Annotated in this window: 19 protein-coding genes; 8 read left to right on the forward strand and 11 right to left on the reverse strand. The window is 74.6% G+C overall.

Features of this window, described 5'->3' with window-relative positions:
* The first annotated feature begins 150 nt into the window (after positions 1-150).
* A complete protein-coding gene (locus tag ACFV3E_RS38420; RefSeq protein ID WP_500539898.1) occupies positions 151-2,451 on the forward strand; it encodes a hypothetical protein in 2,301 nt (766 codons plus the stop codon).
* Here ACFV3E_RS38420 and ACFV3E_RS38425 read toward each other — a convergent pair.
* The 4 genes from ACFV3E_RS38425 to ACFV3E_RS38440 form a co-directional block, all read right to left on the reverse strand.
* Positions 2,421-4,856 (reverse strand): right-handed parallel beta-helix repeat-containing protein, encoded by a 2,436-nt coding sequence (locus tag ACFV3E_RS38425; protein WP_500539900.1) that lies wholly within the window; start codon positions 4,854-4,856, stop codon positions 2,421-2,423. The genes ACFV3E_RS38420 and ACFV3E_RS38425 overlap by 31 nt on opposite strands.
* 166 nt (positions 4,857-5,022) lie before the next feature.
* Positions 5,023-5,631 (reverse strand): Rv1733c family protein, encoded by a 609-nt coding sequence (locus ACFV3E_RS38430; RefSeq protein ID WP_500539902.1) that lies wholly within the window; start codon positions 5,629-5,631, stop codon positions 5,023-5,025.
* A gap of 134 nt (positions 5,632-5,765) precedes the next feature.
* A complete protein-coding gene (locus tag ACFV3E_RS38435) occupies positions 5,766-6,602 on the reverse strand; it encodes an MOSC domain-containing protein (RefSeq protein WP_500539904.1) in 837 nt (278 codons plus the stop codon).
* 60 nt (positions 6,603-6,662) lie between these two features.
* Positions 6,663-7,169, reverse strand: coding sequence for a DUF6643 family protein (locus tag ACFV3E_RS38440; protein ID WP_500539906.1), 507 nt, complete (start codon positions 7,167-7,169; stop codon positions 6,663-6,665).
* A gap of 320 nt (positions 7,170-7,489) precedes the next feature.
* Here ACFV3E_RS38440 and ACFV3E_RS38445 point away from each other — a divergent pair, with 320 nt between their 5' ends.
* Positions 7,490-8,647 carry a glycosyltransferase family 4 protein gene (locus ACFV3E_RS38445; RefSeq protein ID WP_500539908.1) on the forward strand — a complete coding sequence of 386 codons (1,158 nt, stop codon included), beginning with the start codon at positions 7,490-7,492 and terminating at the stop codon, positions 8,645-8,647.
* Here the strand turns inward: ACFV3E_RS38445 and ACFV3E_RS38450 are convergent.
* On the reverse strand, positions 8,611-9,768 hold the full coding sequence (locus ACFV3E_RS38450) for a glycosyltransferase (protein WP_500539943.1): 1,158 nt from the start codon (positions 9,766-9,768) through the stop codon (positions 8,611-8,613). The genes ACFV3E_RS38445 and ACFV3E_RS38450 overlap by 37 nt on opposite strands.
* Positions 9,769-9,888: 120 nt before the next feature.
* On the opposite strand from ACFV3E_RS38450, the gene ACFV3E_RS38455 reads away from it, so the two are divergent.
* Together ACFV3E_RS38455 and ACFV3E_RS38460 are read left to right on the forward strand one after the other, a co-directional pair.
* Positions 9,889-10,677, forward strand: a complete 789-nt coding sequence (locus tag ACFV3E_RS38455; RefSeq protein ID WP_500539910.1) for a glutamate racemase — start codon at positions 9,889-9,891, stop codon at positions 10,675-10,677.
* A gap of 87 nt (positions 10,678-10,764) precedes the next feature.
* Positions 10,765-11,292 carry a hypothetical protein gene (locus ACFV3E_RS38460; RefSeq protein WP_499510680.1) on the forward strand — a complete coding sequence of 176 codons (528 nt, stop codon included), beginning with the start codon at positions 10,765-10,767 and terminating at the stop codon, positions 11,290-11,292.
* Between the two features lie 68 nt (positions 11,293-11,360).
* Here the strand turns inward: ACFV3E_RS38460 and yicI are convergent, their stop codons facing one another.
* The 3 genes from yicI to ACFV3E_RS38475 all read right to left on the reverse strand — a co-directional run bounded on the left by yicI (position 11,361) and on the right by ACFV3E_RS38475 (position 16,223).
* Positions 11,361-13,700, reverse strand: coding sequence for an alpha-xylosidase (gene yicI, locus ACFV3E_RS38465; RefSeq protein ID WP_500539911.1), 2,340 nt, complete (start codon positions 13,698-13,700; stop codon positions 11,361-11,363).
* Entirely contained in the window at positions 13,697-15,094 is a 1,398-nt protein-coding gene (locus ACFV3E_RS38470) for a GH1 family beta-glucosidase (protein ID WP_500539913.1), read from the reverse strand. Before ACFV3E_RS38470 ends, yicI begins: the two co-directional genes overlap by 4 nt.
* 91 nt (positions 15,095-15,185) lie before the next feature.
* A complete protein-coding gene (locus tag ACFV3E_RS38475) occupies positions 15,186-16,223 on the reverse strand; it encodes a LacI family DNA-binding transcriptional regulator (protein ID WP_500539915.1) in 1,038 nt (345 codons plus the stop codon).
* 198 nt (positions 16,224-16,421) lie between these two features.
* Here ACFV3E_RS38475 and ACFV3E_RS38480 point away from each other — a divergent pair, with 198 nt between their 5' ends.
* Entirely contained in the window at positions 16,422-16,937 is a 516-nt protein-coding gene (locus ACFV3E_RS38480; RefSeq protein ID WP_500539917.1) for a hypothetical protein, read from the forward strand.
* A 9-nt stretch (positions 16,938-16,946) separates the two neighbouring features.
* Here the strand turns inward: ACFV3E_RS38480 and ACFV3E_RS38485 are convergent, their stop codons facing one another.
* Positions 16,947-18,011, reverse strand: a complete 1,065-nt coding sequence (locus tag ACFV3E_RS38485) for an O-antigen ligase family protein (RefSeq protein WP_500539919.1) — start codon at positions 18,009-18,011, stop codon at positions 16,947-16,949.
* Between the two features lie 156 nt (positions 18,012-18,167).
* On the opposite strand from ACFV3E_RS38485, the gene ACFV3E_RS38490 reads away from it, so the two are divergent.
* The 3 genes from ACFV3E_RS38490 to ACFV3E_RS38500 all read left to right on the forward strand — a co-directional run bounded on the left by ACFV3E_RS38490 (position 18,168) and on the right by ACFV3E_RS38500 (position 21,558).
* The gene (locus ACFV3E_RS38490) at positions 18,168-18,653 is read left to right on the forward strand and encodes an NUDIX hydrolase (protein WP_500539921.1); all 486 of its coding nucleotides are present in this window, start codon (positions 18,168-18,170) and stop codon (positions 18,651-18,653) included.
* A gap of 85 nt (positions 18,654-18,738) precedes the next feature.
* Positions 18,739-19,563, forward strand: a complete 825-nt coding sequence (locus ACFV3E_RS38495) for a 3-hydroxybutyrate dehydrogenase (protein WP_500539923.1) — start codon at positions 18,739-18,741, stop codon at positions 19,561-19,563.
* Between the two features lie 66 nt (positions 19,564-19,629).
* Complete coding sequence (locus ACFV3E_RS38500) at positions 19,630-21,558, forward strand: helix-turn-helix domain-containing protein (protein WP_500539944.1); 1,929 nt, start codon at positions 19,630-19,632, stop codon at positions 21,556-21,558.
* On the opposite strand, the gene ACFV3E_RS38505 is transcribed toward ACFV3E_RS38500, so the two are convergent.
* Both ACFV3E_RS38505 and ACFV3E_RS38510 read right to left on the reverse strand, forming a co-directional pair.
* The gene (locus ACFV3E_RS38505) at positions 21,549-21,968 is read right to left on the reverse strand and encodes a VOC family protein (RefSeq protein ID WP_500539925.1); all 420 of its coding nucleotides are present in this window, start codon (positions 21,966-21,968) and stop codon (positions 21,549-21,551) included. The genes ACFV3E_RS38500 and ACFV3E_RS38505 overlap by 10 nt on opposite strands.
* 80 nt (positions 21,969-22,048) lie before the next feature.
* On the reverse strand, positions 22,049-23,425 hold the full coding sequence (locus ACFV3E_RS38510; protein ID WP_500539927.1) for an MFS transporter: 1,377 nt from the start codon (positions 23,423-23,425) through the stop codon (positions 22,049-22,051).
* Between the last annotated feature and the right edge of the window lie 175 nt (positions 23,426-23,600).

The raw sequence follows: 23,600 nt of genomic DNA on the forward strand, positions 1-23,600 counted from the left end.
GCGCGGGGTGACCGGTCCCACACGTACCGCGCGTGACACGTTCGGGTGGCATTCGTGAACACCTCTGTCCAGTACTGGTACGTGTGCCCGATTCTGAATACGCGCGATGCCGTACGCGCGTCACGGGGAAAGTACGGGGAGGCGATCGCGATGCGGTCGGATACGGTACGGACGGAACTGGCGCTGGAGTTGCTGGTCCACGGCGTCGGCGGGACGACGCCGCAGACGATGCTCAACGACCCGCGCATCACGCGCGTCTGCGGTGACGACACCGCCGGGATCTACCGGCGTGCCGACGACGCCGACGCGGAGCGGCACCCGCAGGAGTACGGCGAGGGCCCGGTGCCCGACGCCTACTCCTGGTGCAATCTGACGTCCGGGGACGGCAGTCGTGCGCTGTGGCTGCTCCTGCTGCCCTTCATGGTGGCCAACCTGGCCCACTGGATGCGGCCGCCGGTCTCCCGGCCGCGCCTGGACCGGGCGTACGACGTGCTGGTGCGGCTGCTGGCGCTGTCGCTGACGGTGCTGCTGGTGGCGGCGGCCTGCGAGGTCGCGATGGACCTGGTGGCCTGGCAGTGCGCGGGCAACGCGGCCTGCGCGGGCGGGAAGAGCTGGCTCTCGTTCCTCGCCGCCGGCGAGCCGGGGCGCCGGATCGCCGCCGGGGCCGCGCTGCCCGTCGGGCTGACCCTGCTGCTGTGGTGGCTCTCCCGGCGCACCTGGTACGCCTACGAGTCCCAGCGGCCCCTGCCGGGCCCGCATCCGGGCGAGCGGGAGGGGCCGGACGTCACGCCGCTGGCCCGGCGCGGCTTCTGGTACGGGCGGCGGCTGGTCGCCAGGCTCCGTGCGGCCCATACGGCGGCCGGGCTGCTCACGGTCGCGGTCGCCTTGGTCGTCCCCCCGCTCGAACGGGACATGGACGTCGGCGGGATCCGGATACTCGCCGCGGTCGGCTGGCTGCTGACGGGCGCCCTGGCCGGGTTGACGGTCGCGGCGATCGCCGTGACCTGCGGCATGGGACGCAGCGAGCACGCGCCGGACGAGGCCCTGGATCCACGGCTCGCCCGGGCGATGCTCGGCGGGACGGCCGCCGCGCTGCTGGCCACGGCCGGATACGCCTGCTGGCACCGGCCGGGATGGGACGCCGGCGGGCGGCTGCCCGCAGGGGAGGCCTTCGGCTGGCTCGCCCTGGCACAGGGGCTGTTGCTCGTGGTGCTGGCGTGCGTCGCCCGTCTGATGCACCGCTCCGGCGGCGGGCGGGCGGAGCTGCGGGGTCTTGGGGGACCGGCGGTGGCCCTGCTCGCGTGCTCGCTCGGCGGGGTGCTCACCGGAGGGATCGCCCAGCGGGTCGCGGACTGGCTGGACCGCGGTGCCACGCCGGGCAGCGGGGGCAGCGCCGTCGCCGGGCCGCCCGTGCTGCTGTCCTGGCAGGCATCGGCGATCCCGGTGCTGCTGCTGGTGCTGGCCGTGGTGGTCGTCGTGCGCGGCAGGAGGCTGCTGCGCCGGACCCGGGCGCTGGTGCCGGAGGTGGAGTCCGACTATCCGGGGGAGGAGCACGAGCCGGCGCGCAGCCGCCAGATCGCCCTGGCCCGGGCCAGGGCCGAACTCACCGATCAGGCCGCCCTGTTCATCGGGGTCATCGGGACGGTGGCCTTCCTGCTGGGCGGGGGGGCGCTCGCCGGGGCCTGGCTGAGCGGTGCCGTTCCCGGGCGGGCCGGGGCCGACCCGCCCGGATGGGTGCGCACGGTCGCGGAGACCGCCCAGGCCCTGGGCTCCTGGCTGGTCGGCGCCGGGGTGGTGGCCCTGATCGCGCTCGGCCGCAGGGCCTACCGCGACGCCGGGGCACGCCGCACCGTCGGCATCCTCTGGGACGTCGGCACCTTCTGGCCGCGCGCCGCGCACCCCTTCGCCCCGCCCTGCTACGCCGAGCGCGCGGTGCCGGACCTGACCTGGCGCATGACGACCTGGACGCGGGCGAACCACGGCCGGATCATCCTCTCCGGGCACTCCCAGGGGAGCGTCCTGGCCGCGGCGGCGGTCTGGCAGCTGGATCCGGCGACGCGGGCGCGGATCGCCCTGCTCACCTACGGCTCGCCGCTGGGCCGGTTGTACGGGCGCTGGTTCCCCGCCTACTTCGGGCCCCCCGCGCTGACCTCGCTCCACGGCGAGCTGCACGCCTGGCGCAATCTGTGGCGGCGTACGGATCCGATCGGCGGTCCGGTGCACCTCGACGAGCCCGGGCCGCCGGTCGACCGTGCGCCGCTGCCCGATCCTGCGGCGTACGGCCGGACGGAGGAACACCCACTGCCCGCGCCCCTGCTGACCCACTTCGACTACCAGGCCGACCCGGCCTTCGCGGCCGAGCGCGGTGCGCTGCTCCGCTGGCTGTACCGCAACGTGGAGGGAGTGCTGCCCGGGCAGGGTCAGGGCAGTGGGGGGAGGTCCTCCGGGTAGAGCAACTGCAGCTCCTCGTGGCTGGGCTCGCTGATCCGGGCGAGCCGGCCCGCGTGGCGCTCGACCATGGCCTCGAAGGTCTGCCGCGCGGTGCGGCCGTTGCCGAAGGCCGGGCCCTTGGGGATCGCGATGAAGTACTTGTAGAGCGTCTCGCCGGTGTCCTCGGAGAGCTGGTACTCGTGCTCCTCGGCCTGGGCCCGCACGATCCGCAGCAGCTCGACCGGGGTGTAGTCGTCGAAGGTGATGGTCCGCGAGAAGCGGGAGGCGACACCGGGGTTGGCGGACAGGAAGTGCTCCATCTCCGCGGTGTAGCCCGCGACGATCACCACGACGGCCTCGCGGTGGTCCTCCATCAGCTTCACCAGGGTGTCGATGGCCTCCCGGCCGAAGTCCCGGCCGGAGTCCTCGGGGGCCAGGGCGTACGCCTCGTCGATGAAGAGCACCCCGCCACGGGCGCGTTCGAAGGCCTCCTGGGTGCGGATGGCGGTCGAGCCGATGTGCTCGCCCACCAGGTCGACGCGGGCCACCTCCACCAGGTGGCCGCGCTCCAGCACGCCGAGGGTGGCCAGGATCTCGCCGTAGAGCCGGGCGACGGTCGTCTTGCCCGTGCCGGGGGAGCCGGTGAAGACCAGATGGCGGCGCGGGGAGGGGGCCTTGAGGCCGGCCTCACGGCGTCTGCGGCCCACCGCGATCAGGTCGATCAGGGAGCGCACCTCGCGCTTGACGTTGTCCAGGCCCACCAGCGCGTCGAGTTCGGCCAGCACCTCGTCCGAGGGACGGGCGTCCCCGGCCGTGGCCGGCGCGGGAACGGCCGTGGGCCCGGCGGTGCTGGTCGGCGTCACGGGCAGTCCGCCGAGCAGCCCGAACGACGTGGGCGCGGGCTGCCGCTCGCCCGCTGGAGCCGGCACACGCGACGACGACTCCGGCACGGTGCGGCGCTCACCGCTCTGGTCCCCGGTGCAGTCCTCCGTCACCGGGCCCGGCTCCGCGAACTCGTAACCGCCGCGCGCACAGCGCTCCGTGCGGCAGCGGGTGAGCGTGGAGCGGCAGCCGTCGATGATGTGGAAGCCGTAGCCCCGGCTGCCCGTGACCCGGCAGCCCGTGAAGGTCCCGCGGCCGCCCGCGGAGACGTAGAACCCGGCCTCGGCCGGGTTGGTCACGACACACCGTTCCAGCGTGGGATCGGCCCCCTTGGTGACGATGACCCCGGTCGCCGTGTCGTCGATGGTGCAGGCGGACAGCGTGCCGCCGCTGCCGTGGTCGCGGAACCAGGCACCGGTGGAAGCCTCGCGGATGCGGCAGTCGTCGAGCTGCACGGTGGCGCCGTCGCTGACCGAGACCGCGGTGTTGCGGACCTGCGAGATGTCGCTGTCGACCATGTCGGCGCGCGAGCCCCGGTCGAGCACGAACAGGGCGTCGGGCACGTCGTGCAGGCGGCAGGAGTCGAGGACGGCGGCCGCCCCGTCGCTGACCCAGACCGCCGGGTAGTCGCCCTGGCTGTCGTGGATCTCGCACTGGTTGGCGTCCACCCGGGTGCCCGGGTCCCACACCGACAGGCCGTTGCGGCCGAAGCGCCGCACCGTGGTGCGGGTGAGGGTGAGCACCGAACGGGAGCGCAGGTCCACGGCGTTCTCGGGGATGTCGTGGATGTCGCAGTCGGAGAGGGTCAGGACGGCGTCGGTGTCCAGGGTGATGCCGTCGCCGGTGGTGCGGTGCACCTGGCACTCGGTGAGATGGCCGGCCGCGCGTGAGGCGACCTGTACGCCGGTGCCCTTGACCTCGTACACCTCGCAGCCGACCGCCTCGGCCACGGTGCCCTCACCGGTGAGGGCGAGTCCCGCGCCGGACGCGTTGCGGACCCGGCAGCGTTCCAGCCGCGGGGAGGCCCCGCCGCGTACGGAGATGCCGGTCTGGCCCGCGGCCACGACCTCGCAGTCCTCGAACAGCCCGCCCGCGGCCTCCAGGATGCTGATCCCGAGTCCGGCCGGGTTGTCGACGGTGCAGCGGCGCACGGTCGGCCGCGCCCCGTCGCGGACCTCTATGCCCACCGCGGACCGGGTGCTGACCCGCAGTCCGGTGAGTTCGGGTGCGGCGCCCTCGACCAGCAGGGCGGCGGCGGAGGTGTCCTGCCCCTCGACGGAGAGGTCCTGGACCGTCGCCGCGGCCCGTACGGTCAGCGCGACACCGGCCGGCGGGGCGATGCGGACGGAGCCCGGCCCCTCGGCGGCGCGGAGCGTTATGGCCTTCTCCACGACGAGGTTCTCCCGGTAGGTCCCGGGGTTGACCGAGAGCACGTCGCCCTCGGCGGCCGCCTCCAGGGCCGCGGCGAGGCTCTCGTACTCTCCCGTGCGGCGGCGCCACCGCGAGCTGTTGGTGTGCGTCACCTGAACCACGCCCTGTGCCATGGAGATGCTCTGCCCCGTCCTCTTGCACTGCGCCGACCTGGGGGCCTCAACGGTAGCGCGCGCCGGGCGCGCGCCAGCACCCGATGCTGATGGATCACCTGATGGAACCGGGTGGATGAGGCCGATTGCGGATGATCCGTGGCACCGGCGTACGTATCCGGCGTGGTCAGCCGCCCGCCCCGGCGCGGCCCCAGCTCTGCCCGGCCGCGGCCCACTCGCGCTCCCACTCCGCGAGCCGTCGGCGCATCAACTGCCACATGAGCACCTGGCGCCCCATCAACCCCAGCCCGCTCGCGGCGAGGAAGGTGCCGATCCCGGCGAGCATCGCATGCGTGGTGGCGGACCGGGCGTCCAGGGGCGCGGGCACGGGCACGGCACCGGACTTGTCGGTCCACATCGTGAGGTGGTCGCCCTTGTCGTGGGCGGCGGCCACGCGCACCTGGGCGGTGTGGACCTGCCCGTCCGGAGCGGTCCAGCGGACCACGGCGTCACGGCGTTCCTCGCGGACGTGACCGGACTCGGGGTCGGGGTCGGCGGCCTCGCGCGGCCCGGCCTTGAGCACCACGGCCCCGACCTCGATGCGGGTGGCGTGCTCGACGCCGACGGTGTGCTGGAGGGAGTGGTCCACGGCCAGCCCGGCGACCAGCCCCGCGGCCGGCGCCCCCAGGACGATGGCGCAGCCCGCCGCGACCCCCGCGCAGGCCTCGAACACGTCGGAACGGCGGCGCAGGCTGTTCTTCCGCCAACGCCACCACCGCACGTGCGTGGCCGCCATCGGGCCGCACCCCCTTCACCGTCCAAGTACCGCACACGGCACGGCACATGCGCGGCATGGACCGGGCGGGAGGGGGGCCATCTCACGCCGGCACCCGTCCGGTGCCCGGACCGTGCCGCGGTCTCGGGACGCGTTCACTCCCTACACGACAACGCGTCTCCCACCCGGAGTGTTCCGGGTCGTACGGGCACGAGATTCTGTCCGAAAACCAGTCTGCCCCCGAATCTGCGGTGGCGCGCGAGGGTGCGCAGGGGTTCCCGGCCACGGGCCGCGGTGCGCTGGTCCGTCGTCGTCACCACGCAACGCCCACAGGGCTTCACGACGCGGAATTCCACTTCCCCGATGCGGATCCGGGTCCAGGTGTCCTCGGCCCAGGGATCGGTCCCCGCGATGACGGCGTTGGGACGGAAGCGGTCCATCGGAAGGGGGCCTTCGCCGGGGTGGTCGCCCGCGGCGATCAGCGCGTTGAGGGCGGACAGCGAGGCCTCGGTCGTCACGAGCAGGGGGAAGCCGTCGGCGAAGCTGACGGTCTCACCGGGGCGCGCGTAGTCCGGGTCGATCGGGCGGCGGCGGGCCGGGTCGTCGAGGTGGACGAGGGTGACCTCCGTGTCCAGGTACGTGCTGAACCAGGCGGCGGCCGCGTCTCCCGCGGGCACGGCCTCCACCTTGTCGCCCCATATGTGCACCGGGACCGTCGTGGACGGTCCCGGTGCGTCGATGTCCAGCACCGGCATCCCCGGGGCGGTGAGCAGCAGCCCACCACCGGGGGACGACTCCGCGCGTGCCAGGGCCAGCCGGGGCTGCTCCCGCTGCGTGACGCATCGTCCCGCAGCGTCGGCGAGCATCCACCGGCGGTCTCCGGCGAGCCCCCACGGCTCCACCAGTGCCTCGGACAACCGCTGTCCACCGAGCGACTTGACGGGGTGGACGTGCAGTGAGCTGAGGCGTGGTGTCGGCGTCGGAGTCGTCATTCCGCCATCGTGCCAGGCGGCGCGGTCACCCGTCGGCGGGGACCGGGCCGCCCGCCGGCGTCAGCCGGAGTAGTAGCCCTGGCCGAGGTTGCGCCGCTGGTACGGCTGCTCGTCGTAGCCGCTGGGCGCCACGGGGCGCGGCGGCACCGGACGCGGCGCGGCGGCGGGGCGCACCTGCTCGTAGCCGGCCGGGCCCTGGTACTGCTGCGGGGCCTGCTGCGCCTGGTACCCGCCGTTGAAGGCGGCGGGCCGGGGCGCGGTGGCCTGCTGCGGGATGTAGGGCGCCGGCGCCTGCTGCAGCTGGGGCTGCTGGTAGCCGGGCGCCGAGTAGCCGGAGTACGACGGCGTGCTCGGCGCGGTGGAGTACTGCGAGGGGCCGGGGGGCAGCGCGGGGAGCGCGGCCGGCAGGGCCGGGAGATTGCTGCCGGTGTCGTACGCGGACGGTACGCGGATCGGCGCGATCTGAGGGGTGCCCCGCTCTGCGACCAGGCTGTCGTAGATGGGGGTGTCGGGGAAGAACGGCGACGTGTAGTAGCCACCGCCGTAAGAACCGCGGGGGGAGGTCATAGCCCATAAGTTAAGCCCACGATGTGCTGGTTGGGGAGACCGATTAGCAGGTCATTTCATGTGCAGCGAGTGACGGCTGAGCCCTATTGCGAGCGAATCGGAGGAAATCGGTCCGTGGCCGCCGTTCGGATCGCGTAAAGGCGCTGGGCCTGGGGCGTTACCGCTCGTCACGCGGGAACACGGGCGCGGGGAAGCACCCGGCCGGGTGGTGCCGGAGGGTGACGGGACCGGCACTCTCGCGCACCAACAAGTCACCCGGACGAAGGAGGAACGCGGCGTTTCCGTGACTCCGGCGAACTTCGTCCCGGGAGGCCCCCGATATGCCACAGTGGGCCATGCGCGTCGCCATGCTTTTCGGGCAGAACCGGCCGGCGCGGCCGGAGGAATGGCACAAGGCCGCTGCGACCGTCGCCGACGTGGTCGACGTGGTGGCCGTCCGCGAGTTGACCCTGCCCGCCGTCCGCGGGCTCCCCTACGCCGGCCGCGACCCCGAGCGGCCGCACCACTACCAGGTCGCCGTCCCCCACGGCGGCGCCGTGGCACGCCGGGCCACCGCGGGCCGCGTCGAGGGCGTGCTGCGCCACGAAGCGGCCGAGTGCGGCCGGTTCGACCTCATCCACGGGCATGTGCCCGGCGCGGAGGAACTGCTGCCCCGGCTCGCACGGACCGCGGGGCTGCCCTACGTGCTGAGCGAGGACGACCCGTCCCTGTTCGGCCACCCCACGCGCCCGCTCCCCGGTCTTCCCGCGCGGCGCTCCCGCGCGCGGATCTACCGCGAGGCCGCCGCCGTCCTCGCGGTCAGCGACGCACTGCTGCTGCGGCTCGGCGAGCTACGCCTGCCGGGCCGGCACCGCCTCGTCCCGCACCCCGTCGGCCCCGAGGCGCTGCCGCCGGTGCCCGCGCGCACCCGGATCAGCCAGGACCCGGTGCGGGTGGCGGCCGCCGGGCGCTTCGAGGCGCACGAGGGCTGGGAGGTGCTGGTGCGCGCCTTCGCCGGCGCCCGGGTCAAGGACCCGCGGCTGCGGCTGGACGTCATCGCCGAAGGGTCCGCCGAACTCCCCGGCGACGTGCGCGAGCTGATACGCAAGTGCGGAGTGGCCCACTTCGTCACGGTGCGCCGGGCCCGCGGCCGCGCCGAGGCGCTGCACACCGTCGCGCACGCCGACCTCTTCCTCGTGGCGAGTCACGTGGAGAGCTTCTGCGTGCGCGCCCTGGACGCGCTCTGCTGCGGCACCCCCGTCGTCGGCACCCGCACCGGCGCGCTCCCCGAACTCGTCGGGCACGACGGTGGGGTGCTCGTCCCACCCGGTGACGCCCCCGCACTCGGCCGGGCGCTGGTGGAGGCCGCCGCCCGGCTGTCCGCGCGCCGTCCCGCGGTCCTCGCCGACCGCACCCGGCGCCGCTACGGCACGGCAGCCGTCGGCGCGCGGCTCGCCGTCGTCTACGCCGAGGCGTCGTCGGGCCGCGGCCGCGCATAGGTGCGGCCCTTCCACGCGGCCCCACGGCCCCGGCCGTGCTGCACCGCCGAGTCGAGCGTCATCAGCAGGTAGAGGACGGCCGTGAACGGCAGCAGCAGCGCCGGCCACGGCGGCAGCCGGTAGTAGCGGAGCATCGGCAGGTAGGTGCCGCACATCAGGGCCCACGCCGCCGCGCCCGCCGCGCACAGCGAGCGGTCACCGGCGACCGCCCCGCCGATCGTGGCGAGCGGCGGGAGCACGTACACCAGCAGCAGGCCGAGCACCGTGCCCGCGAGGAGGACCGCGCTGTGCCGCAGCTGCGCGTACGCGCTGCGCGAGACCATCCGCCACAGCTCGGTGAGGCCGGGGTAGGGGCGGACGCTGTCGACCTCCTCGGCCAGGCCCAGCCAGATCCGCCCGCCGGTCCGCTTGACGGCTCGGGCCAGCGCCACGTCGTCGATCACCGCGTGCCGGATCGTGTCCGGCACGCCCGCCCGCTCCACCGCCGTGCGGCGGATCAGCACGCATCCGCCGGCGGCCGCGGCGGTCCTGGCACGCGGCCGGTTCACCCGGCGGAACGGGTACAGCTGCGCGAAGAAGTAGACGAAGGCGGGGACGATCAGCCGCTCCCAGGTCGTGGCGACCCGCAGCCGGGCCATCTGCGACACCATGTCCAGGTCGCCTGCCTGCGCCGCGGCCACCAGGTGGCGCAGCGATTCGGGGCCGTGCGCGATGTCGGCGTCCGTGAGCAGCAGGAACTCCGGTCCGCCGGACACGGTGGCCACCTCGATGCCGTGCCGCACCGCCCACAGCTTCCCCGTCCAGCCCTCCGGGACGGGCCCCGGCGCGACCACGCGCAGCGGCAGCCCGTCCGTCCGGCGCGCCAGCGCACGGGCCAGTTCCCCGGTGCCGTCGCTGCTGCCGTCGTCCACCAGGACCACCTCGGCGCGTCCCGGGTAGCGCTGCGCCAGGACGCTCGGCAGGCTCCGCGGCAGCACCTCCGCCTCGTCCCGCGCCGGGACGACCACCGCCACGTCCGGCCACTCCCGGGGCTCCGCCGCGACGGCAGGCAGCCGCACGTCCGTCCGCCAGAACGACCCCTGCGCCAGCAGCAGCCACACCCACGACAGCAACGACACCATGGTCACCCACGTCAGCCACGTCACCCCCGCAGTCTGCCGCCGTCGCCCTCCCGCGTGCGTCATTTCCCCCAGTACGGCCGCAGAGCGGGCCGACAATCGCATCGCGTAGGGTTGTCCCCCGTGAAGATCGCGCTGATGGACTCCGGTATCGGCCTGCTCGCCGCGGCCGCGGCCATCCGCCGGCTGCGGCCCGACGCGGACCTGGTGCTCTCCAGCGACCCCGATGGCATGCCCTGGGGTCCGCGCACCCCCGAGGACGTCACCGCGCACGCCCTGGCCTGCGCCCTCGCCGCCGCCGAGCACCGCCCGGAAGCGCTGATCGTGGCCTGCAACACCGCCTCGGTGCACGCCCTGCCCGCGCTGCGCGCGGCGCTCGAACCCGGCATCCCGGTCGTCGGCACCGTCCCGGCGATCAAGCCCGCCGCGGCCGGGGCCCGCAAGGTCGCGATCTGGGCGACCCCGGCGACCACCGGGAGCCCCTACCAGCGCGGGCTCATCGAGGAATTCGGCAACGGCGCGGAGATCACCGAGGTGCCGTGTCCCGGCCTCGCCGACTCCGTCGACCGGGCCGACGAGGCCGCCACCGCCACCGCCATCGCCGCCGCGGCCGCGCTCACCCCCTCCGACGTGGAGGCGGTCGTCCTCGGCTGCACCCACTACGAGCTGGTCGCCGACCGCATCCGGGCCGCCCTGGCCGGTCCCGCCCGGCTGTACGGCTCGGCGGACGCCGTCGCCGCCCAGACACTGCGGCGGATCGGCGCCGGGCCGCGCCCGGACACGGCGTCCACCGGCAGCCTCGCGGTGATCCTCAGCGGACGGGCGGGCGCCGTCACGCCCGAGGCGCTGGCCTACGCCGAGGGCCGCTCCCTCGACGCCGGAGTGACCCCGGCCGCGGCCGAGGCGCGCTGACCCCGCTCGGACGCGCCCCCGGGCGCCCCCTCATTTCCCCTCCGTGGAACGGTGCCAACTCGCCGTGGGATGAGTAGGCTGCGGACTATGACGGACGCGCAGCGTGACGACGCGCGTACATCCCAGGTGTGGACCGGCCACGCGAGCAACCGCTTCCAGTGGCTGCTGGCGGCCGCGGGAGCGGCCTGCATGGCGCTCGGCATCGAGCTCGCCGTGGCCTCGCCCTACACCTCGGGCACGGTGCCGCTGGTCATGTCGGTCGTGGGTTGCATCGCGGCGGGGCTGCTGGTGCTGTTCGGAACGGTCGCGTTCACGCACGTCCGCGTGAACGTGGACCGCGAGGGGCTCCAGGTGCTCTGCGGCCACATCGGCGTGCCCCGCCGGCGGTTCCGGTGGGAGGAGATCAACGACGCGCACCTCGCTCCCGTCGTCAGCCCCCGCCACTGGGGCGGCTGGGGCTACCGCTGGCGGCCGGAACAGGGCACCGCGGTCGTGGTCCGCCGCGGGCCCGGTGTCGTCATCGACCTCGGCAACGGCCGGCACTTCACCGTCACCGTGGACGACGCCGAGGGCGCCGTCCGGGCCATCCGCAGCCGGCTGAGCCTGCGCCCGTAGCCGCCGGGCGGAGGCCGCGCCCGTAGCCACCGAAGGCCCGGGCGTGGCCCCTCACGGCCGGCGCGCGGTCACGACCAGCGCGCCGTCACCCGTCCGGTTCCCGCGGCGCACGTCAGGAGCACGCCCAGCCCGGTGCGCTCGGCCGACGTGGCGCCCTCGGCCCCGTCCGCGTCGTCGGCGCCGACGAGCAGTACGTTCCACGGCGTGGCCGGCGGGCGCTCGCCACGGGCCTCGACCGTGACCGTGTCACCCGTACGGCGTACCCGGAAGACGGCGGCCGCCGTGCCGTCCGGAGCCGGAACGGTGGTGATCGTCTCGCCGCCGTCGGCCGGGGCGTGCACCCGCAGGGTGACGCCGTCGGCCCAGTCGTACTCCGGGCCCTCCTCGAAGGCACCGAACGGCACGACCGAGCCGGGCCTCGCCAGCAGCGGGAGCGTGTCGAAACCGTGGCTCTCGCGCCGCCAGCCCGGCCCCTCGACGCGCTCGCCGGTCAGCAGGTGCGTCCAGGTGCCGGCCGGGACGTAGTACTCGACCTCGCCGTCCGCGCTGAGGACCGGAGCGACCAGCACGTCGTCGCCGAGCATGTACTGCCGGTCGAGGTGGTGGCAGGCCGGGTCGTCGGGGAACTCCAGCACCATCGCCCGCATCATCGGGGTGCCCTGGTCACGGGCCTGCAGTGCGGCCCGGTACAGGTACGGCATGAGGCGGTTCTTCAGCCGGGTGAAGTCGCGGGTGACGGCGACGGCCTCGTCGCCGAACTCCCAGGGCACGCGGTACGACCTGCTGCCGTGCAGCCGGCTGTGCGAGGAGAGCAGGCCGAACTGCACCCAGCGCTTGAACACCGCCGGGTCCGGCGTCCCCTCGAAGCCGCCGATGTCGTGGCTCCAGAAGCCGAAGCCCGACAGGCCGAGCGACAGACCGCCGCGCAGGCTGTCCGCCATCGCCGTGAACGTCGACTCGCAGTCGCCGCCCCAGTGCACCGGGAACTGCTGCCCGCCCGCGGTCGCCGAGCGGGCGAAGAGCACCGCCTCGCCCTCGCCGCGCTCCTCGCGCAGCAGGTCGAAGACGACCTGGTTGTACAGCTGCGCGTAGTAGTTGTGCATGCGCTCAGGGTCGGAGCCGTCGTGCCACACCACGTCGACCGGGATGCGCTCGCCGAAGTCGGTCTTGAAGACGTCGACACCCTGCCGCAGCAGCGCGCGCAGCTTCTCCGCGTACCAGGCGCGGGCCGCGGGGTTGGTGAAGTCGACCAGCGCCATCCCCGGCTGCCACAGGTCCCACTGCCACACGTCGCCGTTCGGCCGCGTGACGAGGAAGCCCTCCCGCATGCCCTCCGCGAAGAGCGCGGACTTCTGCGCGATGTACGGGTTGATCCAGGCGGAGACGCGCAGCCCGCGCTCCTTGAGACGGGCGAGCATGCCCTCCGGGTCGGGGAAGACCTCCGCGTCCCAGGTGAAGTCGCTCCACTGGTACTCGCGCATCCAGAAGCAGTCGAAGTGGAAGACGCTCAGCGGGATCCCCCGGTCCGCCATCCCCTGCACGAAGTGGCTGACGGTCGCCTCGTCGTAGGAGGTGGTGAAGGAGGTCGACAGCCACAGGCCGAACGACCAGGCCGGCGGCAGCGCGGGGCGGCCGGTGAGGGCCGTGTAGCGGGCCAGGATCTCCTTCGGGGTGGACCCGTGGACGACGAAGTACTCCAGCGACTGGTCCTCGACGCTGAACTGCACCTGGTCGACCACCTCGGAGCCGACCTCGTACGAGACCTTGCCGGGGTGGTTGACGAAGACGCCGTAGCCGCGGTTGGTGAGGTGGAACGGGACGTTCTTGTAGGCCTGCTCGCTGATCGTGCCGCCGTCCGCCTGCCAGATGTCCACGGTCTGGCCGTTCTTCACGAACGGGGTGAAGCGCTCGCCCAGGCCGTACACCAGCTCGCCTACCCCGAGGGACAGCTGGGCCACCATGAAGTGCCGGTCGTCCGCGTCGGTGACGAAGCCCGTGCCGCGGGCCCCTGCCGAGGTGAGGACGCGGCCGCCCGCGGTGAAGTCCAGCCGCCACGGCGCGGAGGTGTCGACGCGCAGCGTCAGTCCGCCCGAGGTCAGCTCGAGCACCGAGCCGTCGCGGGTGGTCTTCCCCGTCCCGCCGTCCCCGGCGCCGGCCAGGCCGAACTCCGGGCCGCGGCGGGCCTTCCCGGCGTGGTGGGTGGTGCGCACGCCGATCACGCCCTCGGCGGGGGACCAGCACTCGACCGTCAGCAGCGGGCTGTTGAGCGTGTCGCCGCGCTGCCGCACCGGCTTCACCGGCGCGTGGAGGACGATCCGGTCGTCCGCGACCGAGGCGTCGGCGACGGAGGTCGCGTACTTCGCCGTGACGCCCGGGCGCATCATCCAGAAGCCGTCGGTGAACTTCACGACCGCTCCTGCCGTCCCGCCCGGTGGGCGCCGATCAGGTCCCGGTACCAGCCGTAACTGGCCTTGGGCGTGCGCTTGGCGCCGTTGTCGTAGTCGATGTGCACGATGCCGAAGCGCTGGCCGTAGCCCCGGGCCCACTCGAAGTTGTCCAGCAGCGACCAGACGTAGTAGCCGCGCACGTCCACGCCCGCGTCCATCGCGGCGACGAGCGCGTGGAGGTGGTCGCGGAGGTAGGTCACGCGGTCGGCGTCGTCGACACGGCCGTCGGGGGAGAGGACGTCGGCCTCCGCCGAGCCGTTCTCCGTGATGAAGGCGGGCGGCAGCGACGGGTAGCGCTCCTTGAGCTCCAGCAGCAGCGCCGTGAAGGACTCGGGCACGACGGGCCAGCCCATGGTGGTGTGCCGCGTCCCGTACGGGTCGGTCTCCCGCACACCGATGTCGACGGCGGTACGGCGGGCCGGGTCGGACTCGCGGTGCGGGGCGTCGGTGACGGTGAGGGGGCGGTAGAAGTTGAGGCCCACGAAGTCCAGCGGGGCTGCGATGACCTCGAGGTCGCCCTCGCGGCGGTACGAGCCGTCGGCGAGCGCGCCCCAGGTCTCGGCCTCGCCGGTGGGGTAGCGGCCCGAGAACAGCGGCTCGGTCCACGTGTCGTTGTGCAGCGTCACGGCCCGGCGCAGCGCGGCCTGGTCCGCGGCGGAGTCGCTCGCCGCCTCGATGCGGTCGAGGTTGAGGGTGATGCCGACCTCGCGGGCGCCCGCCTCGCGCAGGGCGCGCACGGCCAGGCCGTGGGCGAGCAGCAGGTGGTGGGCGGCGGCCAGTGCGCCGGTGCCCTCCTGTGCGCCGGGGGCGTGCCGGCCCTCGGCGTAGCCGACGAACGCCGAGCAGTAGGGCTCGTTGAGGGTGATCCAGCGCTCGACGCGGTCCCCGAGCCGCTCGGCGACGGCGGCCGTGTACGCGGCGAAGGCCTCGGCCGTCGCGCGGTTGCGCCAGCCGCCCTCGTCCTCCAGGGCCTGCGGGAGGTCCCAGTGGTAGAGGGTCACGGCGGGGGAGATGCCGGCGGCGAGCAGGTCGTCGGTGAGGCGGTCGTAGAAGTCCAGGCCCTTGCCGTTGACCGCGCCGCGGCCCTGCGGGACGACGCGCGGCCAGGCGACGGAGAAGCGGTAGGAGTCGACGCCCAGGTCGGAGAGGAGGCGTACGTCCTCGGCGTGCCGGTGGTAGTGGTCGCAGGCCACGTCACCGGTGGCGCCCTCGGCGGTGCGGCCAGGGGTGTGGCTGAAGGTGTCCCAGATGGACGGCCCGCGGCCGTCCTCGTCGTGGGCACCCTCGATCTGGTACGCGGCGGTGGCGGCGCCGAAACGGAAACCGGGCGGGAAGACCGGGAAATCGGTGGGCATGGGGGAGTGCTCCCTGGCTGGGTGAGTGGCGGGTACGTGGAACGGGACGGTGGGAACGGCGGACGGAGGGCGCCGGGTTCAGGTGCCGGGTTCAGGTGCCGGCCGTGCGCGGGCGGGGCGGGGCGATCAGCGGGCCCGGCACGAGCACCGGGGGGATCAGCCGGTGTCCCGGCGGCGTGGGGGACGTGCCCTGCGCGCGGGCGGCGATGGCCTCCACGGCGAGCCGTGTCACCTCGGCGGACATCTCGGGGACGGGCAGTTCGATGCGCGGCAGGTCCTGACCGCCCACGTCGTCGGGGAGGTTGCCGACCGCCACGACCGCCAGGTCCTCGGGCACCCGCAGCCCCTCCGCCGCCACGGCGGCGAGGATGTGCGGGAGCGCCGCCACGTGCTGCACCACCAGGGCGGTCGGCGGGCGCTCGCCGTGCAGCAGGGTGCCGATGCGCCGCGCGAGCCGCGCCATGTCCCCGGTCGACTGGTGCACGCGCACGTCGGCCCCGGTCTCCGGCGCCGCGCGGCGGGCACCGGCCACGCCCCGGATCGCGTAGCCGCGCCGGGCCTGGATCTCGCGCTCGGTGGTGGCCAGGTACGCGATGTCCCGGTGGCCGGCGGCGGCGACCTCGTGGACGGCGAGGGCGGCGGCCGCCTCCCAGTCCAGATCGGTCCACGGCAGCGCGGCGTCGTCGGCGGACCGCCCCAGCAGCGCCGTGGGGAAGCCGAGTTCGAGCATGGCCGCGATGCGCGGATCCTCCATCTCGACGGCCATCAGGATCGCGGCGTCCGCCTGGCCGCCGCGCGCGATGCGGCGCAGCCCGGGCACGCCTTCCCGCGCGGTCATGAGCAGGACGTCGTAACCGTGGGCGCGGGCCGCGTCGCTGATGTAGATGGCGAATTGGCCGTCGACCGCCCGGTAGCCGCCCGCCACGCGGGGGAAGGCCAGCGCCAGCACGTTGGTGCGCGCGCTGCGCAGCGTGCGGGCGCTCGCGCGCGGGTGGTAGCCGAGCTCGTCGATCGCCTGCCGCACGGTGCGGCGGGTGTCCTCGGAGATCTTGCGCGAGCCGCTCAGAACGTACGACACGGTGCTCGGCGCGACCCCGGCGCGCTCGGCGACGTCCTTGATCGTGGTCATGCGGCTCCTTCGCGACCCGTGTGCCGGGCTGTCGAATCGATTCGTCGAATCGATTCACCACTACGGAGCACGATGCTATGTCGGTCCCCCGGGGTGAGGCAATGGCCCCTGGCCCGTCGTGCCGGTGTGTGACGCATGCCGCGAGCCGGGTAGGGCCGGTGCGGGCGGCACCGACGGGCCGCCGGGAGGGGGTCCCGTGTGGACGAGGCAACAGCGGCACTGCTGGGCGCCGCGTTCGGCGCGTTCGGTTCGGTGGTCACCGGCGGCTTCGCCTGGACGGCGATGCGCCGGCAGCTCGTACGGCAGAGGGACCTCGACGACCGGCGTTGGCGGCGGCAGAACCGCCGCGACGCCTACGTGACGTTCATGGCCGCCTGCCGTGCCGCCACCCAGGAACTCGCCTCGGCGGCCGACCATCGCGCCGCCCACCCCGACGACCCCGTGGACAACCTGGTGGCGGCCTGGCAGACCCTCGTCCCGATGGACGCCGCACTCGCCGCGGTCCGGTTGGAGGCACCGCACGCGGTCATGGAGGCCGCCGGAGAGCTCGCTCACGCCGCCGGCGCGCTGTGCCACGCCGCCTACCCGTTGCGATCCGGCAGCGGCGTCGACGACATCCGTGCGGCTGTCCGTCCGGCCATGGACGGGTTCGCCGCTGCCAACCGGCGGTTCGCCGACCTCGCCCGGGCGGACGTGACGCGGGCGGCGGGGTGAGCCGGAGGCTCATGTGCCGCCGGGGTCCGGGGTTCCGCCGAGGGGGCGGGAGGTGGCGAGGCCGGCGAGGAGGCCGGCGGCGGCGGTGACGACGGGGTAGCTGAGGACGTGGTCGACGGCGGACTGCATGGCGAGGCCGGTCAGGGCGGCCGCGGCGGTCAGGACGACGGGGGTCGGGCGCGGGGAGCGCTGGAGGGCCCAGAGCAGCCAGACGTAGGAGGCGGCGAGGAGGGCGACGCCGGGCAGTCCCTGCTCGGCCGCCAGTTGCAGGGGTGCCGATTGCGGCGTGCCCCCGCCGGGCGCCGAGGGAGCCGGTCCGGCGCCCGCCTCGGCGAAGCGGCCCGGGCCGATCCCGCGTACGGGATGGTCCCGGGCGGTCTCCAGGGCGTCGTGCCACAGCCGGACCCGGGCCGGGGTGAGCTGCCCGGACAGCGAGGCCGACAGCCCCGGCGGCAGGGCGTCGACGGCGACCGCGCAGGTGCCGCCGACCGCCACGACGAGGGCCAGGGCCAGGCCCGCGAGACCGACCGCGCGGCGCGTGCGGTCGGCGGCCAGCGAGCACAGGACCACCCCGAGGCACGCTGCGAACCCCGCGACGGAGCCGACGGCCAGCGCGAACCCGGCCGCCGTGGCGCCGAGCAGGCGCAGGCCCAGCCGGAGCGGTCGGGAACGCGCGGCCCAGGCGGCGCAGCAGGCGGCGCCGGTGGCGAGCACCATCAGCGCGGCGTCGGCGTTCGCGTAACCGAGCGGTGGGGTGTCCGGGCCACCGGACAGGCGACCGGGGAGGGCGACCACCAGGACGACCGCGGTGAGTGCCGCCACGGCGGGGACGGCCACCGGACGCAGCGCGCCGCCGACGCGGCCTGCCGCGTATCCGGCGGTGACCGCCAGGACGGCCAGGAGCACGCCTTCCGGACGGGCCGGGCGGCCCGCCGCGGCGACCAGCGACCACACCGCGCAGCCGGCGAGGACCAGCGCGCCGACCGCGTCCGTCCATCCGGAGCGCGGGCGTTCCGCCGGGCCGTCGCCGGCGCCCCCGACGCCTGACCGCGTGCCACCGGTTCGCGTGTCCATCAGCGCACCCCCTGACCCCCGGGGAACCCCCCGGCCCCGGGGGTCACCGTAACCGCTGGGGGCTCGGGATGTGGAGATCCCGTGCGCGAACGGCAAGTGCCGCGCCCGCGGGCCTGATCCACGGGAGGGCCCGGCCGAGGACGTAGGCTCGGGGTCGTGCCGATTCCCGAATTCCTCCGCGAGCTGCGGGCCCTCGTCGGCCACCGGCAGCTGCTCCTGCCCGGTGTCACGGCGGTCGTCCTCGACGACGACGACCGCGTCCTGCTGAACCGGCGGGCGGACAACGGACGCTGGTCCCTCATCGGCGGCATCGCCGAACCCGGCGAGCAACCCGCCGAGACCGCCGTCCGCGAGGTGCTGGAGGAGACCGGCGTGCGCGCGGTCGTGGAGCGCGTCGTCCTCGTCCAGACGATCGACCCGGTCCTCTACCCCAACGGGGACCGCTGCCAGTACGTGGACATCACCTTCCTCTGCCGGGCCGTCGGCGGGCGGGCCCGGGTCGCGGACGACGAGTCGCTGGAGGTCGGCTGGTTCGAGGTGGACGGTCTGCCCGACCTCGGCAACCACGGGCGGCTGCGCCTCAAGCATGCGCTGTCCGACGGCCCGACCTGGTTCGAGCCCACGGGGCCGCCGCAGGAGTGAGTGTGCGCCGCCCCCACGGGCGGTGTCACGAGTGTGGGCGGCGCGCACATCGGTCGGGGCCCACGCGCTGCCTAGCCTGCAGTGCATGACGCCCACGCCCCCCGTGCCCCGTCCCGCAGCAGGCCCCGTCCCGCCGTCCGGGCCGCCGGACCTGGACGGACGCACCGCGCTCGTCACCGGCGCCGCCGGCGGCATCGGCCGCGCGTGCGTCCTGCGCCTGGCCGCCGCAGGCGCCAAGGTGCGGGCCGCCGACCGGGACGCCGAAGGCCTGGCCGAGCTCGCGGAACAGGCCACGGCGGGCGGCCGCCCCGGCGCCGTCGAGACCGTGACGCTGGACCTGACCGACCTCGACGCCGCCGAGCAGGCCGCCGCGGGCACCGACATCCTGGTCAACAACGCCGGGCTGCAGCTCGTCCGCCCCATCGAGGACTTCCCGCCCGACGTCTTCGCCACGGTGCTGCGGGTGATGCTGGAGGCGCCCTTCCGGCTGATCCGGGGGGCGCTGCCGCACATGTACGGGCAGGGCTGGGGCCGGATCGTGAACATCTCCTCCGTCCACGGTCTGCGGGCCTCGGCCTACAAGAGCGCCTACGTCTCGGCCAAGCACGGGCTGGAGGGGCTGTCCAAGACCGCCGCCCTGGAGGGCGCCGCACGCGGCGTCACCTCGAACTGCATCAGCCCCGCCTATGTGCGCACGCCGCTCGTCGAGCGGCAGATCGCCGACCAGGCGGCCGCGCACGGCATCGATCCCGAGCGGGTCGTCACCGAGATCATGCTCGCCGACTCCGCCGTGAAGCGGCTGGTGGAGCCCGAGGAGGTCGCCGAGCTGACCGCCTACCTCTGCTCGCCGCAGGCGTCCTTCATCACCGGTGCCTCGCTCACCATGGACGGTGGATGGACGGCACACTGATCTGCCGGTATCCCTGACAGCGTGCCCCGCGACCCACACCACGCCCCCGACGACGACGGCGGAACCATGGCTCCCCACAGCCCTTCCGACGCACCCTTCCTGCGGCTGCTCGCCCGCGGGGCACCGGCCGAGGAGTACGAGCGGCCGGTCCTCGCGGCCAGGGCCGAGGGCGCGCCCCCCGCGGTGCTCGCGGAGATGGAGCAGGCCAAGCTGCTGGCGCTGCGCGTGCGGGCGGAACTGGAGGGCCGCCGGCGGCGCGAGGCCGAGCTGTCGGCGCTGTTCGAGACGGCGGGCGACCTCGCGGGCCTGCGGGACCTGGACTCGGTGCTGCAGGCCATCGTGCAGCGGGCCAGGTCCCTGCTCGGCACGGACGTCGCCTACCTCAGCCTGATCGACCGGAAGGCCGGCGACACCTACATGCGGGTCACCGAGGGGTCGGTCTCCGCCGAGTTCCAGCGGGTGCGGCTCGGGATGGGGGAGGGGCTCGGCGGTCTGGTCGCGCAGACCGCGCTGCCCTACGTCACCGAGTCCTACTTCGACGACGAGCGCTTCCGGCACACCCACCCGATCGACTCCGCCGTGCACGACGAGGGCCTGGTGGCGATCCTCGGCGTGCCCCTCGTGCTGGGCACCGGCGTCATCGGGGTGCTGTACGCCGCGGACCGCCGGGCCCGGGTGTTCGAACGCGGCCAGATCGCCCTGCTGGCCTCCCTCGCCTCGCTCGCCGCCGTCGCCATCGACACGGCGAACCTGCTGGAGGAGACCCGGTCCGCGCTCGCCGACCTGGGCACCGCCAACGAGACCATCCGCAGCCACAGCGCCGTGCTGGAACGGGCCTCCGAGGTGCACGACCGGCTCACCGAGCTCGTCCTGCGCGGCGGCGGCGTGGACGACGTCGCGGACGCCGTCGCCGAGGTGCTCTCCGGGACGGTGCGGGTCGTCGGCACCGACCGCGACCCCGTCCCCGACGCGCTCGCCGACGCCGTGGCCCGCTCCCGGAAGGACGGCCACGCCGTACGGCAGGGCGAGACCTGGACGGCCGCCGTCACCGCGGTCGGCGAACTGCTGGGCGCCCTCGTGCTGCACGGCCACCCCGAACTCGACCCCGTCGACCAGCGCACGCTGGAGCGGGCCGCCATGGTCACCTCGCTGCTGCTGCTCGCCCGGCGCACCGCAGCCGAGGCCGAGCAGCGCTTCCGGGGCGAACTCCTGGACGACCTGCTCGACGCCCCGCAGCGTGACCCCGCACTGCTGCGCGAACGCGCGGGCCGGCTCCGCGCGGACCTCGACGCCCCGCACGTCGTCCTCGCCGCCCGCGTCGACGAGGAACACGCCGGAGCCGCAGCCGACCGGCAGCGGCTGTGGTCGGCCGCCTCCCACCTCGCCGCCACCCGGCGGGGTCTGGCCGCCGCACGGGACGGCGGCACCGTGCTGCTGCTCCCGCTGGAGCCGGGCTCCGACGCCTCGGCCACCGCCCGCCGGATCGCCCAGCAGCTGGGCACGGCGGTGCAGGCGGCCGTCACGGTGGGGGCGTCCGGCCCCGTCCACGCGCCGGCCGGCCGGCCCGGCGCCGTCGCCCTGGCCTACGCGGAGGCGCAGCGCTGCGGCGACACGCTGCGCGCCCTCGGCCGGGCCGGCGAGGGCGCCGCGGGCGACGACTTCGGCTTCCTCGGACTGCTGCTGACCGAGTCGCGCGACGTCGACGGCTTTGTGCACCGCACGATCGGCGCCGTCGCCGACTACGACAGCCGCCGGGGCACCGACCTCGTGCGCACCCTGGACGCCTACTTCGCCAGCGGGATGAGCCCCGTGCGCACCAAGGACGCCCTCCACGTGCACGTCAACACCGTCGCGCAGCGCCTGGAGCGCATCTCCCACCTGCTCGGCGCCGACTGGCAGGCCCCGGACCGTTCGCTGGAGATCCAGCTCGCGCTGCGCCTGCACCGGCTCTCGGCCGGGCAGGAGGGGCCGCCGGGCCCCGCCGGTCAGGTCTGATCCGAGCCCGCGACCAGCTCTACCTCGAACCCGTCGCCGTTCTCCAGGTAGGCGGCGCAGTGCTCCTCGCCGCCGGCGTACGGATGCAGCTCGGGGAACATCAGCGTCCAGCCGTGCCGTGGCGAACGGGCCACCAGGGCGTCCAGCTCCGCGCGGCCCGCCACATGGAACGCCAGGTGGTTCAGCCCCGCCCTGCGGCGCTCGTGCGGTCCCTCGACGAGATCCGGTGACCGCTCGACGACGATATAGGTCGCCCCCAGCCGCCAGCTGCGGCCCGCGTCCCACCGCTGGTACCGGACGTAGCCGAGCTCGCCCAGCAGCCAGCCCCACTCGGCGTCCGCGCGCTCCAGCTCCGGAACCCACAGCTCGACATGGTGCAGCACCCCCGTCATCGCTCTCGTGTCACTCACGGTCACGACAGTAGACCCCGCCACTGACATACCGTGACGGGGTCCACGTGCCGGGGGGTGCGGAACGTGTCCGCCCGGGGTCAGCCCGCGTGGGCCGACCGGGCCAGCGGGGCGTCCTCCGTGGTCCCGGACTCGACGGCGTCGAGGTCCCGGCCGCGCGTCTCCTTGGCCACCCCGACCGCGACCAGCGTGAGCAGCGCGGCGGCGATGACGTACAGCGAGATGGGGACCGAGCTGTCGTAGGACGCGAGCAGCGCGGTCGCGATGAGCGGAGCCGGGGCGCCCGCGGCCACGGAGGCGAACTGGGCGCCGATCGAGGCCCCGGAGTAGCGCATGCGGGTCGCGAACATCTCGGAGAAGAAGGCCGCCTGCGGCGCGTACATGGCGCCGTGCAGCACCAGGCCGACCGTGACGGCCAGCAGCAGGGCCGGGAAGCTCTTCGTGTCGATCAGCGCGAAGAACGGGAAGGCCCACAGGCCGACGCCCGCCGCGCCCAGCAGGTACACCGGCCTGCGCCCGACGCGGTCGGAGAGCGCGCCCCAGGCCGGGATGACGGCGAAGTGCACCGCGGAGGCGATGAGCACGGCGTTCAGCGCGGTCTGCTTGCCCAGGGCCGCGTGCTCGACGGCGTAGACGAGGACGAAGGCGGTGATGACGTAGTAGCTGATGTTCTCCGCCATGCGGGCACCCATCGCCACCAGGACGTCCCGCCAGTGGTCGCGCAGGACCGACACCAGCGGCAGCCGCTCGATCGTGGACTCCTCCGCCTTGCGGGCCTCCGCCCTGGCCAGCGCCGCCTTGAACACGGGGGACTCGTCGACCGACAGCCGGATCCAGAGCCCCACCATCACGAGCACGCCCGAGAGGAGGAACGGGATCCGCCAGCCCCACGAGGTGAACGCGTCGTCCGACAGCAGCGCGGTCAGCGCCGACAGCACACCGGTGGCGAGCAGCTGCCCGGCCGGCGCGCCCGTCTGCGGCCACGAGGCCCAGAACCCGCGGCGCTTGGCGTCGCCGTGCTCCGAGACCAGTAGCACCGCGCCGCCCCACTCGCCGCCGAGCGCGAAGCCCTGCACGAGGCGGAGCATGGTCAGCAGCACCGGAGCGGCGGCGCCGATCGTGGAGAACGTCGGCAGCAGGCCGATGCAGAAGGTCGCGCCACCCATGAGCAGCAGGCTCAGCACGAGCAGCCGCTTGCGGCCGAGGCGGTCCCCGTAGTGGCCGAAGACGAGGGCGCCCACCGGGCGGGCGGCGAAGCCGACCGCGTAGGTGAGGAACGACAGCAGCGTGCCGACCAGGGGTTCCTCGTTGGGGAAGAACAGCTTGTTGAAGACCAGCGCGGCGGCGGAGCCGTAGAGGAAGAAGTCGTACCACTCGATGGTGGTGCCGATGAGGCTCGCCGCGACGATTCTGCGGAGCGAGCCGGGTGCGGTGGGCGCGGGTGCCGGGGTTGCCATGGTCACCACTTCCGGGCGGGGGACGGGGACGTTTCCGATGTCGCCACACCGTAGAAACGGCCACGTCACGCTCCCATGTGGTGGAACACCACAGTTGCGCCGCCGGGTATGCGGGCGGGCACCATGAGCGTCCCCTCCGGGGTGCCCGGCGCCGCCGGGGCGGGGCCGGGGGGCG

The sequence above is a fragment of the Streptomyces sp. NPDC059718 genome (genome assembly GCF_042733315.1).
Lineage (GTDB): Bacteria > Actinomycetota > Actinomycetes > Streptomycetales > Streptomycetaceae > Actinacidiphila.